Here is a 13,760-nt window from a genome sequence, read left to right as displayed (position 1 = left end):
TCGTGAAGAAAATGATCCCGACGCCGCGAAGTGGGCGCGGGTCCGGCAGAATGGTACTTGGGGCAGATGGGGACTAGACGGCCAGATTCGATGATCCGGACGGCGCGCGGCGCCGTTGCGGTGGCGACGTGCCTCGTCCTCGCCAATTGTGCCTCCTCCAACAAGTTCGCCAGTCGGGTCGATCCCAAATACGGGGTGTCGTCGAGCCCGCGCGTCGTTGCGCTGGGCGACCCTGTGCCGAAGGGCGGCGGCACCTACCGCATCGGCAAGCCCTACGTCGTCGCCGGCCGCACCTATGTGCCGGAGGAGAACGAGAACTACCGCGCCGAAGGCATGGCGTCCTGGTACGGTGATGATTTCCATGGCCGCCTGACCGCCAATGGCGAGGTGTTCGACATGGGCTCGCTGACGGCCGCCCATCCGACCTTGCCGATGCCGAGCTACGCGCGGGTCACCAATCTGAGCAACGGCCGGTCGCTCGTCGTTCGCGTCAATGACCGCGGCCCGTATCACGGCAACCGCCTCATAGACGTCTCGAACAAGGCCGCCGAACTGCTTGATTTCAAAGGAAATGGCGTGGCTCGCGTCCGCGTCGAATATGTCGGCCGGGCGCCGCTCGAGGGCTCCGACGACCGCCAGCTGATCGCGACCTTGCGTACCGGCACGCCGGCGCCGTCACCGTCGATGGTCCGCGTCGCCTCGGCGCGGCCATTCGTGCCCGAGATGTCGTCCTCGTCGGGCCGGCTCCGCGGCGAGGTTCCGCTGCCGGAGGGCCGGCCCTACAGCCTCGGCAACACCCAGGCTGACTATGCCTCGGTGAGTGCGACCTCCGAAATGTCGGCCTCGAGCCGGTCGCGAGGCCGCACCTTGAACAATCCGCGCGAAGTCTCCTACGAGAGCGACCCGCGCTATGCCGCGACCCCGAGCCCGGCCACCGCTTATGTGCCGATCGACGCGCGTGGCCCCGCCGAAGTTCTGAGCGGACGCGGGCTTTACTAAAGTCAAATCGTTGCGAATCAGGCTCTTGGCCTGATCATTTCAGAAACGCGATCAGCGCCGCATTGACCTCGTCCGGGCGTTCCTGCTGGATCCAGTGGCCGGCGCCCTCGATGATCAGCTTCTGCTTGAGGTTCGGCAGCACGCGCTCCATGTCCGCAACCCGCTTGGCGCCGATCAGCCCGGTAATGACCGAATCGTTCGAGCCGGCGATGAACAGCGAGGGCTGATGGATCTGGGCGTCCTGCCAAGGCGCGGTCAGCTCCCAGTTGCGGTCGAGATTGCGGTACCAGTTCAGGCCGCCGCGGAAGCCGGACTGCCGGTAGCCTTCGGCGAATTCGGCAATGTCGGCTCGGTGATCCAGGCCGGCAGTGGCATTCCGTTTGGCAGCTTGCCGAGGAAGCCCTTGGCTTCGTCGACGAACATCGAGCTCGGATCGGAGACGCCGCGCCCGAGCACCAGGCGCATGGTGTGGGCAATGTCGCGCTCGAACTCGGCTTCCGCGACGCCAGGCGGCTGGAAGTACTGCCAATAGAAATTGGTAATACCGCTCTCGCGCAGGGTTTCCAGCGGACGTCCGCGGCCGCGAAACGGCGGCGGCACGCTGAGGCCGGCGACCTTCGTGAAGACATCGGGACGGAACAGGGCCGCGTGCCAGGCCACCGGCGCTCCCCAATCGTGACCGACGATGACAGCCTTCTTCTCGCCGAGCGCAGCCACCAGTGCGACCATGTCGCCGACGGTATCGAAGATCGTGTAGGCACCGACATCGGCCGGTGCGGCGGTCCGGCCGAAGCCGCGCATGTCGGGTGCGGCGACGCGGAAGCCGGCCGCGGCCAGCGCTGCGATCTGGTGTCGCCACGAGTAGGACAGTTCCGGCCAGCCATGGCAGAGCACGACCAGCGGACCTTGCCCGGCCTCGCGCACGAACATGTCGATGCCGTTGGCGGAAATAGTGCGGGAGGATGACATTCGCGTTTCCGCCTTGTTTGCCGGTTCTGCTGTCGCTAGCTGGTTCCAAAGATACGGGCGTTCGGCCCAGCCGGCAATCTAGCCGGCCGTGTACAAGCGGCGAAACCTCAGTTGTTTGCGATACTTCCAGCTGTTAGAACGCAGTCTTTCAGGACATCGCCGATGGCAGCTCTAACCGCAGTTCCCCGCACGTTGCTAGCTCGCGCCGGGCGTGGCTGGGGTGGTCTAGTCGCCGCCTCAGTTGCGCTCGCGATCGGCTGCGGCGGGATGGTCTATGCCGCCAACAACAGCGTGCAGGGCGCCAAGAAGGAAGACGCCGGATTCGACGGCGATGCGCCGACCGCGATCCTGGTCGAGGCCTCCTCGGGCAGCGTGCTGTTCGAGAAGAACGCCGACGAGTTGCGCGCGCCATCCAGCATGATGAAGCTGATGACCGCCGAGGTGGTGTTCGACGCCATCAAGAAGGGTGACATCAAACTGACCGACGAGTACCGGATCAGCGAGAACGCCTGGCGGCGGGGTGGGGCGCCGTCCGGCACCTCTACAATGTTCGCGGCGATCAACAGCAAGGTCTCGGTCGACGACCTCCTGCACGGTGCGATCATCCCGAGCGGCAACGACGCCTGCATCGCACTGGCCGAGGGCATCGCCGGCAACGAGCATACGTTCGCGACCGACTTCATGACCAAGCGCGCCCGCGAGCTCGGCATGACCAAGTCGACCTTCGGCAATTCCAACGGGTTGCCGGACCCGACCAACGAGATGACGGTGCGGGAACTGGCAGTGCTGGCGCGTCACATCATCCTGACCTACCCGGACAGATACAAGCTGTTCGGTGAGAAGGAATTCACCTGGAACAAGATCCGCCAGCAGAACCGCAATCCGCTGCTGAACGCCTTGCCCGGCGCCGACGGGTTGAAGACCGGCTACACCAAGGAGGGCGGCTACGGCATGGTCGGCTCGGCCGTCCAGAACGACACGCGGCTGATCGTCGTCATCAACGGACTTGAGGATTCGGAGGATCGCGCGACCGAGGCCAAGAAGATGCTGGAATGGGGCTTCCGCAGCTTCGAGACCCGGGTCCTGATCGCCGCCAACCAGCCAGTCGGCTACGCCCGCGTGTTCGGCGGCGAGACCCGTTCGGTCAAGCTGGTCAGCCCCGATCCGATCAAGGTGATGGTGTCGAAGAACGGCAACGACAAGCTGCTCGCACGCGTGATCTACAGCGGCCCGGTCAAGGCGCCGATCACTGCCGGCCAGCAGATCGGCGTGGTGCGGGTCTGGCGCGGCGCCAACGTCGCGATGGAGACTCCTGTCTACGCGGCGGATGCGGTCGGCACGGGATCGACGATGCGCCGTGCGCTCGACGGCGCCCAGGAGCTCGTCATCGGAATGTTCCGCGCAGGGGTCGAGAAGCTCTGACATGGCGGAAGCAGCAGTCCCACGGCCGAGCTTGCGCGGTCGCTTCATCACCTTTGAAGGCGGCGAGGGGTCGGGGAAATCGACCCAGATCCGCAAGCTCGCCGAGCGCCTCGATACCGCCAAGCTGCGCGCCATCGTGACCCGCGAGCCCGGCGGCTCGCCGGGGGCCGAGATCATTCGTCATCTCGTGCTGTCGGGAATGGGCAAGCTGCTCGGACCCGAGGCCGAGACGCTGCTGTTTGCCGCCGCGCGCGACGACCACGTCCGCACCGTGATCCTGCCGGCGCTCAACCAGGGCATCTGGGTGCTGTGCGACCGCTTCTTCGATTCCACACGTGCCTATCAGGGCCAACTCGGGCAGGTGTCGCCCGAACTCGTCAACGCCATGCAGCGCGTCACCATCGGCGATCTCAAGCCCGATCTGACCTTCATCCTCGATGTGCCGGTCGAGGTCGGCCTGCAGCGCGCCGCCGCGCGCCGCGGCAACGCGTCGGCTGATCGCTTCGAGGCCGAGGGCATCAAGTTCCATCAGGATTTGCGTGACGCCTACCGCCGGATTGCGGCCGAAGACCCGGAGCGCTGCGTCCTGATCGACGCCACACCCGATCCGGACACGGTCACGGCCAGGATATGGGCCGCGCTGCGCGAGCATCTGCGCGCAACGCTCACAGCGGACAATCCCGTATGAGCGCGCGCAAGGTCGAGCAGGAGAGCACAGCGCGCCATCCGCGCGAAACACCCGATCTGTTCGGGCATCGCGAGGCGGAGACCGCCTTGCTCGATGCCTATCGCAGCGGGCGGATTCCGCACGCCTGGCTGATCGGCGGCGCACAGGGGATCGGCAAGGCAACGCTGGCCTACCGCATGGCGCGCTTCGTGCTGGCGTTCCGCAATCCGAAATCGTCGCAGGTTCAGGCGGCGCCGACGCTGCGGGTCGATCCTTCGGATCCGGTGGCGCGGCAGATCACGGCGGGCGCCCATGGCGGCCTGCTGGTGCTGGAGCGCGGCCTCAACGACCGCGGCGTGATGCGCACGGTGATCACGGTCGACGAGACGCGCGAGACGATCTCGTTCTTCGGCTCGACGGCCGCGGTCGATGGCTGGCGCGTCTGCATCGTCGACACCGTCGACGAGCTCAATCCGAACGCTGCGAACGCGCTGCTGAAAATCCTCGAGGAGCCGCCGCAGCAGTCGCTGTTCCTGCTGGTCAGCCACGCGCCATCGCGGGTGCTGCCGACCATCCTGTCCCGTTGCCGCAAATTGCTGCTGCGGCCGCTGGAGACCGACGATGTGGTGCGCGCGGCCGCGGCCGCAACCGACATCGCAGCGGGCGATCCTGCGCTGACTGAAGCCGCGGCGGCCTCTGAAGGCAGCGTCGGCCGGGCGCTGTCGCTGCTCGGCGGCGACGCGCTCAAACTGCAGCAGCGCACGGCCGCGCTGCTCGCGACACTTCCGAGCGTCGATCCGCGCGAGCTGCATGCGCTGGGCGACGCGCTCGGCACCAGCGACCGCGTCGCGCTCGCCGCTTTCATCGACGGCATCGATCGCTGGATGAGCGAGCGCATGCGCAGTGGCGACGCCAATGCCAATCTGCCGCGCCTTGCACGGCTGGCGGAGGTATGGGAAAAGATCGTCCGCGCCGCACGCGATACCGAGGCCTACAATCTGGAGCGCAAGCCGCTGGTTTTCTCGGTGTTTTCGATGCTCGCGGACGCGACCCGATAGACGCCAAGTCGCAAAACGCATCTATCTCAAAACACGTCTGTCTCAAAACACATCTGTCTGACAAAACTCCCGACAATCTCGTTTCGATCTGCAAAGGATTCCGTGGTGGCGACCGCTAAGAAGACATCGTCGAAGAAGGCCAAGAAGACGAAGAAGGCATCGGCCGCCCGCGCGACGAGGAAGGCCGCTGCGAAATCGCGCGCGGCCAAGAAGGGCGGGCGCGCCGCCAAGGCGGCGAAGAAGGCCGCCAAGGCCAAGACGGGAGCCAAGAAGTCGGGAGCGAAGAAGGCAGCCAAAAAGACCGTGAAGAAGGCTGCGAAGACGACGGCCAAGAAGACAGTCAAGAAGGCTGCGGCGAAGGCCGCCAAGACCGCGCCGAAGAAGGCCGCCACAGCGGCCGTTGCGACGGTTGCAAAGAAGCCCGCTGCTCCGAAGGCTCCGGTTGCCGAGAAGGCTCCGAAGCCGGCAACGGTTCGTGCGCCGAAGCAGGCCAAGCCCGCAGCTGCAGCTCCTGTGTCCGCGGTTGCATCGGCCCCCGCCGCAGATCGCGGCAACGTCTATTACATCACCACCGCGATCGCTTATCCGAACGGCCAGCCGCATATCGGCCACGCCTATGAGGCGATCGCGACCGATGCGCTGGCGCGCTTCCAGCGGCTCGACGGCAAGGACGTGTTCTTCCTGACCGGCACCGACGAGCACGGCCAGAAGATGATCCAGACCGCGCAGGGCGAGGGGATGACGCCGTACGATCTCGCGACCCGCAACGCCGCGCGGTTCAAGGAGATGGACGAGCGGCTCAACGTCTCCTTCGATCGCTTCATCCGCACCTCGGAACCTGCTCACCACAAGTCGGTGCAGGAAATCTGGCGCCGCATGCAGGACAATGGCGACATCTATATCGACACCTATGCCGGCTGGTACTCGGTGCGCGACGAGGCCTATTACGCCGAGGATGAGACCACTGTTGGCGAGGACAATGTCCGCCGCGGTCCGCAGGGCACACCGGTCGAGTGGGTCGAGGAGAAGAGCTATTTCTTCAAGCTCTCGGCCTACCAGGACAAGCTCTTGCACCTCTATGAGAGCCAGCCCGATTTCATCGGCCCCGATTCGCGCCGCAACGAGGTGATGAGCTTCGTGCGCGGCGGGCTGAAGGACCTCTCGATCTCGCGCACCACGTTCGACTGGGGCGTCAAGGTCCCCAACGATCCCGAGCACGTGATGTATGTCTGGGTCGACGCGCTCACCAACTACATCACCGGTGTCGGCTATCCCGACGAAAGCGACAAGCACTGGCGCTACTGGCCGGCGGACGTGCACATCATCGGCAAGGACATCATCCGCTTCCACGCGGTGTACTGGCCGGCCTTCCTGATGTCGGCCGGCATTCCCTTGCAGAAGCGCGTCTATGCGCACGGCTTCCTGTTCAACAGGGGGGAGAAGATGTCGAAGTCGGTCGGCAACGTGGTCGATCCCTTCAATCTCGCCAACCAGTATGGCGTCGACCAGGTGCGTTACTTCTTCCTGCGCGAAGTGCCGTTCGGCCAGGACGGCAACTACAACCACGAGGCCATCGTCGCGCGCATCAATGCCGACCTCGCCAATGATTTCGGCAATCTGGCGCAGCGCTCGCTGTCGATGATCGCCAAGCAACTCGGCGGCGTGCTGCCGGAGCCCGGCGAGTTCAGCGACAACGACAAGGCAATCCTGGCGCAGGCCGACGCCATGCTGGAGACGTCGAGGACCGCGATGGCGGCGCAGCAGATCCATCAATGGCTCAACACGGTCTGGGCCGTGGTCGCGGAGGCCAACCGCTACTTTGCCGGCGAGGCGCCGTGGGCGCTGGCCAAGACCGATCCGGCGCGCCAGAAGACGGTACTCTATGTCACCGCCGAAGTCGTGCGGCAGATCGCGATCATGGCGCAGGCCGTGATGCCCGAGTCCTGCGGCAAGATGCTCGACAGCCTCGGCATATCAGCGGACGCCCGCAGCTTCACGGCGATCGCAGAGCGGATCAGGCCGGGTACGACGCTGCCGGCGCCTGTCGGCGTGTTCCCGCGCTACGTGGAACCGAAGACCGAATGAGCGGTTCGAAATTCATGCTGGTCGACAGTCACTGCCATCTCGATTTTCCTGACTTCGCCGACGATCTCGACGGGATCGTCGAGCGTGCCGAAGCGGCCGGGGTCGGCCGTATGGTGACGATCTCGACCCGCGTGAAGCGGCTCGGCGGCCTGCTTGCGATCACGGAGCGCTTCCCGGACGTTTACTGCTCGGTCGGCACCCATCCGCATCATGCCGATGAAGAAGACGGCATCCCGGCCAGCGAGCTGATCGAGCTGACCAAGCATCCGAAGGTCGTGGCGCTCGGCGAGGCGGGGCTGGATTATTTCTACGAGCATGGTTCGCGCGAGGCGCAGGAGCGCGGATTCCGTGCGCATATCGCGGCGGCGCGCGAAACCGGCCTGCCGCTCGTTATCCACACCAGGGAGGCCGACGAGGATTGCGGCCGCATCCTGGAGGACGAGGTCGCGAAGGGGCCGTTCAAGGCCGTCCTGCACTGCTACACCGGCGGGCGCGAACTCGCGATGAAGGCGATCACGCTCGGGCTGTCGATCTCCTTCACGGGCATCCTGACCTTCAAGAAGTCGGACGCCCTCCGCGCGCTGGCCGCCGAGTTGCCGGCCGACCGCATCATGGTCGAGACCGACGCGCCGTATCTTGCGCCCGGAAAATTCCGCGGCAAGCGCAATGAGCCGGCTTACGTCGTCGAGGTCGCCAAGGTGCTCGCCGAAACCCGCGGTGTCTCCGTGGAAGAGATCTCGCGGCAGACCACCGAAAATTTCTTCCGGCTGTTCTCCAAGGTGCCGGCGCCGAAGGTTGCTGCATGACGCTGACACTGACAATCCTGGGCTGCGGCTCATCCGCCGGCGTGCCGCGCCCGGCGCTCGGTTGGGGCGCCTGCGATCCGAACAATCCAAAAAACCGCCGCCGCCGCTGCTCGATCATGGCCGAGCGCACCATGGAGCACGGCACCACGCGGGTCGTGATCGATACGGCGCCCGATCTGCGCGAGCAGTTGATCGATGCCAATGTCGAGCATATCGACGCGGTGTTCCTGACCCATGAGCACGCCGACCAGACCCACGGCATCGACGATCTGCGCTCGGTGGTGCTGCACCAGCGCCGCCGCATCCCGGTCTACTTCAACCAGTCGACCGCCAAGGACATCATGGCGCGGTTCTCCTACTGCTTCATCTCGCCGGAGGGGAGCGACTATCCGCCGATCCTGACACGGCATTCGATCGAGGCCGGCGAGAGCCACACGGTGCAAGGGAAGGGCGGTCCGCTGAAGCTCGAGGCCTTCCTGGTGCAGCATGGCCAAATTCCCGCGCTCGGCTATCGCATCGGCGATGCCGCCTACACACCCGATCTGCACGACATTCCCCAGGAGAGCTGGCCAGCGCTGCAAGGCCTCGATCTCTGGATCGTCGACGGCCTGCGCTATGCGCCGCATCCCAGCCATTTCAGCGTCGCCGACGCGCTGTCGTGGATCGAGCGCTTCAAGCCGAAGCGCGCCGTGATCACCAACATGCATTCCGACCTCGACTACGAGGTACTGCGGCAGAGCCTGCCGGCCGGCGTGATCCCGGCCTATGACGGGATGCGGCTCACGCTCGATCGGGCGGGCTGAAGACCTCAATCATCCTGAACTGGCTGGACGTCACGCGTCGACGCGGGCGCGTGTTTCCACGCGCCAAGCTGATCGCGCCGCATCGCAGCCGGCCATTGACCTTTTGCGCGCTTTCGATATCGTTATGATCATAACAATATCGGGAGGCCTCAATGGCGGAAGCTGTGGCAGTGCGGGATTACACCGACCGCGCGCGGTATGACGCGCTGATGGACATCGTGAAGAACCGGCTTACGAGCCGGGCGTTCGACTCCAGCTACGCGATGCCGCCGGAACATTACGACATGATCCTGGAAGCGGCGCGGCACGCGCCGTCAGGCGCCAATGCGCAGCCCTGGCACTTCATCGTGGTCACTGATCAGAGTTTGAAGAACCAAATCACCGAATATTTCCGCGAGGAGCAGGTCGCGCGCGCCCGGCTCAAGATGAAGTTTCCGACGCCCGATTATCGTGGCCTCGCGTCGGCCCCAGGTTTCATCGTCGTCGCCAGCGACTTTCGCTGGGTCAAGGCGTTTCCGGTGCTCAATGACGGCTCCGAGCTCGACAAGATGTACAAGGAGAATGCCGAGCGCATCCTGTTGCAGAGCGTCGCGGCGGCGACGATGTCGGCGCATCTCGCCGCGGCCGCCCTCGGTTATAACGTCTGGTGGGTGACCGCGATCGGGCAGGAGAAGGCGCAGCAGGCGATGAAGCCGCTGCTCGGCATCCCCGACGAATTATCCGTGCTCGACATCATGTGCTTCGGCCCGCCGGCCAAGCCGCCATACAAGCGCTGGAAGAAGAGCCTGGCCGACATCAGCAACTGGAACAGGTTCGATGATCGGCACTTCATGACGGAAGCCGAGATCGACGAATGGGTTTCGGCCACGCGCCACAAGGTGATGTACCGCGATGCCGAGAACGTCGACTAAGGCAGAGGCGCCGGTCAGACGCCTTGCGTCGAGCTACAGGCTGGAGGACCAGGTCGGCTTCCTGCTGCGCCGGGCCTATCAGCGCGCCTCGTCCAACCTGGTCGAGCGGATCGGGTCCTACGATTTGACGGCGCCGCAATACGCGACGCTCGCACGGCTCTACGAACGCGGGGCACTGTCGCAGAACCTGCTCGGACGGCTGGTCGCGATGGAGCCGGCCAACATCCGCGACGTCGTGCTGCGGCTGAAGAAGCGGCGCCTGCTCGCGACGCGGCGCGATCCGACCGACAAGCGGCTGATCCTGATCGATCTGACCGCGGCCGGCGCGGCGCTGGTCGAGCAGTTGATTCCGATCGAGACCGAATGCACCGCGACGACACTGGCGCCGCTCAAGGCCGACGAGAAGCGATTGCTGTACGAGCTGCTCGGCCGCCTCGCGGAGGGCTGAGCGCCGCAGCTTACGCCGAAATCGCCTTGGCCGATCCGACTGCGTTGCGCAGCAGGAATTTCTGGATCTTGCCCGTGGATGTCTTCGGGATCACGCCGAACACCACTGATTTCGGTGTCTTGAAGCCCGACATGTGCTCGCGGCAATAGGCGATGATCTCGGCCTCGGTCGCCTTGGCGCCGTCCTTGAGCTCGATGAAGGCACAGGGCACTTCGCCCCATTTCGGATCGGGCTTGGCGACGACCGCCGCGAACAGCACGGCCGGGTGCTTGTAGAGGATGTCCTCGACCTCGACGGAGGAGACGTTCTCGCCGCCGGAGATGATGATGTCCTTGGAGCGGTCCTTGATGATGACGTAGCCGTGCTCGTCGAGCACGCCGAGATCGCCGGTGTGAAACCAGCCGCCGGCAAACGCTTCCTGCGTCGCCTTCTCGTTCTTGAGATAGCCCTTCATCACGATGTTGCCGCGGAACATGACCTCGCCGATGGTCTCGCCATCGCGCGGCACCTCGCGCATGGTCTCGGGATCGAGCACCGTGACGCCTTCCTGAAGCGGATAAGACACGCCCTGACGCCGTTTCAGCTGCGCACGCGCATCGGCCGACAGTTCGTCCCAGCCGGGTTGCTCGGCGCAGACCGACGCGGGGCCGTAGACCTCGGTCAGACCATAGACATGGGTCAGCTTGACGCCGATGCGCTCGGCGCCCTCGAGCACCGCAACCGGCGGCGCTGCGCCCGCGATCAGGCCGATGACCGGCTTGGCCTTGCCGCCCTTCGGCGCATCGGGCGCGTTGATCAGCGTGTTGTAGACGATCGGCGCGCCGCACATGTGGGTGACGCCGTGCTTGGGGATCAGCTCGAAGATCTTGGCCGGATCGACCTTGCGCAGACAGACATTGACGCCGGCGGTCGCTGCGATCGTCCACGGGAAGCACCAGCCGTTGCAGTGGAACATCGGCAGCGTCCAGAGATAGACCGGATGCTGGCCGAGATTGCCGGCGAGGATGTTGCTGACGGCGTTCAGGTACGCGCCGCGATGATGGGTCACCACGCCCTTGGGATTGCCCGTCGTGCCCGACGTGTAGCTCAGCGCGATCGCATCCCATTCGTCGGCCGGCGGCCGTTCCACGAATGCCGGATCGCCAGCCGCGACCGCTGCTTCGTACTCGATCTCGCCGATCCGCTTGCCGCCCACAAACGCCGCGTCATCGACATCGATCACGAACGGCTTTGGGCCCTTCATCAGCGTCAGCGCTTCCGCGATCACGCCGGAGAATTCGGGATCGACCAGGATGATCCTGGCGCCGCCATGGTCGAGCTGGAACGCGATCGACGCCGCGTCGAGGCGGATGTTCAAGGCATTGAGCACCGCGCCGGTCATCGGCACCGCGAAGTGCAGCTCGTTCATCGCCGGGATGTTCGGCAGCATCGCCGCGACCGTGTCGCCATGACCGATTCCATGGCCCGAGAGATAGGACGCGAAGCGTTTGCAACGCTCGTAGGTCTGTTTCCAGGTGAAGCTACGGCCCTCATAGACCGCGCTGACGTGGTCGGGATAGACCGCGGCCGAGCGCGCCAGGAAGCTCAGCGGCGTCAGCGGCACGTAGTTGGCGGGCGTCTTGTCGAGCCCGATCGAGTACTGGTTTTGAGCTGCACTCATGGCTCTATCCGATCCGCAAGGTGCTTTAAAGGAAACCGATCGATATCCAGGGGAAGATGGCGACAATGATCAGGCCGATCAACAGCGCCAGCATGTAGCCCCAGATCGGCCGGATACCCTCGGCCGGATCGACGCGCCCGATGGCGCAGGCGGCATAATAGCCGACGCCGAACGGCGGCGCGAACAGCCCGATGCCCATCGCCAGGATGATGATCATGGCGTAGTGCACCTCGTGGACGCCGACCTGGTGCGCAATCGGAAACAGCAGCGGCCCGAACAGCACGATCGCCGGGATGCCCTCGAGCACGCTGCCGAGGATCACGAAGGCCAGGATCGAGACCGCGATGAAGGTCGCCGAACCGCCGGGCAGCCCGGTCATCGCCGCCGCCAGCGCCCGTGAGAAGCCGGACTGGGTCAGGCCCCAGGCCATGCCGGTCGCGGTGCCGATGATGAACAGGATCGCGCCCGACAGGCACGCCGTGTCGATCAGCATCGGGACCAGCCGCCGCCAGCTGAACTTGCGGTAGATCAGGAGGCCGATGACGAAGGCGTAGACGATGCCGATTGTCGAAACTTCGGTGGCGGTGGCAATGCCTTCGACCACGGCGTAGCGGATCACAAAGGGCAGGGCCAATGCGGGCAGGGCGAACACGAACGCCTTGCCGATCTCGCTGCCGGTGGCGCGCTGCACGTGGCTGCGGTCTTCGCCGCGGTAGCGCCACCACACCAGCCCCGACAGCGTGATCGCCAGCACGACGCCCGGCAGCAGGCCGCCGGTGAACAGCGCCGAGATCGAGACGCCGGTGACCGAACCGATCGTGATCAGCACGAGGCTCGGCGGAATGGTCTCGGTCTGGGCGCCGGTGGCGGCGAGCAGGGCGACCAGATCGCCCGGCTTGGCGCCGCGCTGCTTCATTTCCGGGAACAGCACGGGCGCGACGGCGGCCATGTCGGCGGCCTTCGATCCGGAAATGCCGGACACCAGGTACATGGCGCCGACCAGCACGTAATGCAGGCCGCCGCGGACATGCCCAAGCAGGCTCGCCAGGAACGCGACCATCGCCCGCGCCATGCCGGTCATCTCGATCAGCAGGCCGAGGAAGACGAACAACGGCACCGACAGCAGGATCAGATGGCTCATGCCCTCGTCCATCCGGCCGACCAGCACCATCAGCGGTGTCCGCGTGGTCAGCGCCAGATAGCCGAAGATCGCCATGCCGAAGGCAAAGCCGATCGGCACGCCGGCGAACACGCAGAAGCCGACCACGCCGACGAAGAAGATGATCAGATTGAGGTTGCCGAGCGGCCGCAGCAGCGGCTGCGCCAGCCAGAATACGCCGATCAGCGCGGCCACGGTCAGCACGGCCAGCAGGAAGGTCTTGAACTCGCCGACCCGCGCCAGCCGCAGCAGCGCGAACAGCGCCATCAGGCAGGTGCCGACCGGCAGCGCCGCCGCGCGCCAGGTGTTGGAAATCTGCAGCGCCGGCGTGGTGATGAAGCTTTCCTCGTAGGCGTATTCATAGGCCGGCCGCACGATCAGGATCAGGAACGCCAGCGCGGCACAGGTCGCGACGACGTCGAGATAGCCCCACAGCCTCGGCCCGGCGCTCGCGACCAGCGCCGTCATCCGCATGTGCTCGCCGCGGCGGAACGCCACCGCCGATCCGAGCATGGCAAGCCACAGGAACAGGATCGAAGCCAGTTCGTCGGACCAGATCAGCGGCGCATGCAGCACGTAGCGCGACACCACGCCAGCGAACAGGATCACGACCTCGGCGACGACAAGGATCGCCGCCGGGATCTCGACCAGCCATCCGAGCGCCGCCTCGATGGAACCGAGAAAGGAGCGGCGGCGAGGGGCCTGTGATGCCGCCTCGCCGGCCACGGCCGGCGTCATCTCGACATGAGCCATAGCAAATCTCCCGCTGGCGA

General features: G+C 65.5%; 11 protein-coding genes and 1 pseudogene. 9 read left to right on the top strand and 3 right to left on the bottom strand.

Annotated features, from left to right (window positions below):
- Window positions 1-90: 90 nt before the first annotated feature.
- Window positions 91-999, top strand: a complete 909-nt coding sequence (locus tag AKN84_RS05795) for a septal ring lytic transglycosylase RlpA family protein (RefSeq protein WP_050419787.1) — start codon at window positions 91-93, stop codon at window positions 997-999.
- A gap of 34 nt (window positions 1,000-1,033) precedes the next feature.
- Here the strand turns inward: AKN84_RS05795 and AKN84_RS05790 are convergent.
- A pseudogene (locus AKN84_RS05790) lies at window positions 1,034-1,968 on the bottom strand (alpha/beta fold hydrolase).
- Between the two features lie 162 nt (window positions 1,969-2,130).
- On the opposite strand from AKN84_RS05790, the gene AKN84_RS05785 reads away from it, so the two are divergent.
- The 8 genes from AKN84_RS05785 (at window position 2,131) to AKN84_RS05750 (ending at window position 10,168) form a co-directional block, all read left to right on the top strand.
- A complete protein-coding gene (locus AKN84_RS05785; RefSeq protein ID WP_050419786.1) occupies window positions 2,131-3,390 on the top strand; it encodes a D-alanyl-D-alanine carboxypeptidase family protein in 1,260 nt (419 codons plus the stop codon).
- Between the two features lies 1 nt (window position 3,391).
- Entirely contained in the window at window positions 3,392-4,078 is a 687-nt protein-coding gene (gene tmk / locus AKN84_RS05780; protein WP_050419785.1) for a dTMP kinase, read from the top strand.
- Window positions 4,075-5,115, top strand: coding sequence for a DNA polymerase III subunit delta' (locus AKN84_RS05775; RefSeq protein WP_050419784.1), 1,041 nt, complete (start codon window positions 4,075-4,077; stop codon window positions 5,113-5,115). The genes tmk and AKN84_RS05775 overlap by 4 nt, the downstream gene beginning before the upstream one ends.
- 105 nt (window positions 5,116-5,220) lie before the next feature.
- Window positions 5,221-7,200, top strand: coding sequence for a methionine--tRNA ligase (gene metG, locus AKN84_RS05770; RefSeq protein WP_128970475.1), 1,980 nt, complete (start codon window positions 5,221-5,223; stop codon window positions 7,198-7,200).
- Between the two features lie 14 nt (window positions 7,201-7,214).
- On the top strand, window positions 7,215-8,006 hold the full coding sequence (locus tag AKN84_RS05765; protein ID WP_050419809.1) for a TatD family hydrolase: 792 nt from the start codon (window positions 7,215-7,217) through the stop codon (window positions 8,004-8,006).
- The gene (locus AKN84_RS05760; RefSeq protein ID WP_050419783.1) at window positions 8,003-8,809 is read left to right on the top strand and encodes an MBL fold metallo-hydrolase; all 807 of its coding nucleotides are present in this window, start codon (window positions 8,003-8,005) and stop codon (window positions 8,807-8,809) included. The genes AKN84_RS05765 and AKN84_RS05760 overlap by 4 nt, the downstream gene beginning before the upstream one ends.
- 152 nt (window positions 8,810-8,961) lie before the next feature.
- Entirely contained in the window at window positions 8,962-9,720 is a 759-nt protein-coding gene (locus tag AKN84_RS05755; protein ID WP_050419782.1) for a nitroreductase family protein, read from the top strand.
- Window positions 9,701-10,168, top strand: coding sequence for a MarR family winged helix-turn-helix transcriptional regulator (locus tag AKN84_RS05750; protein WP_050419781.1), 468 nt, complete (start codon window positions 9,701-9,703; stop codon window positions 10,166-10,168). Before AKN84_RS05755 ends, AKN84_RS05750 begins: the two co-directional genes overlap by 20 nt.
- Window positions 10,169-10,178: 10 nt before the next feature.
- Here AKN84_RS05750 and AKN84_RS05745 read toward each other — a convergent pair whose 3' ends face one another.
- The gene (locus AKN84_RS05745) at window positions 10,179-11,828 is read right to left on the bottom strand and encodes an acyl-CoA synthetase (protein WP_050419780.1); all 1,650 of its coding nucleotides are present in this window, start codon (window positions 11,826-11,828) and stop codon (window positions 10,179-10,181) included.
- A gap of 25 nt (window positions 11,829-11,853) precedes the next feature.
- Entirely contained in the window at window positions 11,854-13,740 is a 1,887-nt protein-coding gene (locus AKN84_RS05740; protein WP_050419779.1) for a TRAP transporter large permease, read from the bottom strand.
- Between the last annotated feature and the right edge of the window lie 20 nt (window positions 13,741-13,760).

This window comes from Bradyrhizobium tropiciagri (assembly GCF_001189845.1).
Taxonomy (GTDB): Bacteria; Pseudomonadota; Alphaproteobacteria; order Rhizobiales; family Xanthobacteraceae; genus Bradyrhizobium; species Bradyrhizobium tropiciagri.
The sequence above is the reverse complement of the archived record's forward strand: the minus strand, read 5'-3'. Positions and strand labels throughout refer to the sequence as shown.

Coding starts and splice junctions, on each gene's coding strand:
- tmk (WP_050419785.1), top strand. CDS start 3,392: ATGGCGGAAGCAGCAGTCCCACGGCCGAGCTTGCGCGGTCGCTTCATC.
- AKN84_RS05795 (WP_050419787.1), top strand. CDS start 91: ATGATCCGGACGGCGCGCGGCGCCGTTGCGGTGGCGACGTGCCTCGTC.
- AKN84_RS05765 (WP_050419809.1), top strand. CDS start 7,215: ATGCTGGTCGACAGTCACTGCCATCTCGATTTTCCTGACTTCGCCGAC.
- AKN84_RS05745 (WP_050419780.1), bottom strand. CDS start 11,828: ATGAGTGCAGCTCAAAACCAGTACTCGATCGGGCTCGACAAGACGCCC.
- AKN84_RS05775 (WP_050419784.1), top strand. CDS start 4,075: ATGAGCGCGCGCAAGGTCGAGCAGGAGAGCACAGCGCGCCATCCGCGC.
- AKN84_RS05740 (WP_050419779.1), bottom strand. CDS start 13,740: ATGGCTCATGTCGAGATGACGCCGGCCGTGGCCGGCGAGGCGGCATCA.
- AKN84_RS05785 (WP_050419786.1), top strand. CDS start 2,131: ATGGCAGCTCTAACCGCAGTTCCCCGCACGTTGCTAGCTCGCGCCGGG.
- AKN84_RS05750 (WP_050419781.1), top strand. CDS start 9,701: ATGCCGAGAACGTCGACTAAGGCAGAGGCGCCGGTCAGACGCCTTGCG.
- AKN84_RS05760 (WP_050419783.1), top strand. CDS start 8,003: ATGACGCTGACACTGACAATCCTGGGCTGCGGCTCATCCGCCGGCGTG.
- AKN84_RS05755 (WP_050419782.1), top strand. CDS start 8,962: ATGGCGGAAGCTGTGGCAGTGCGGGATTACACCGACCGCGCGCGGTAT.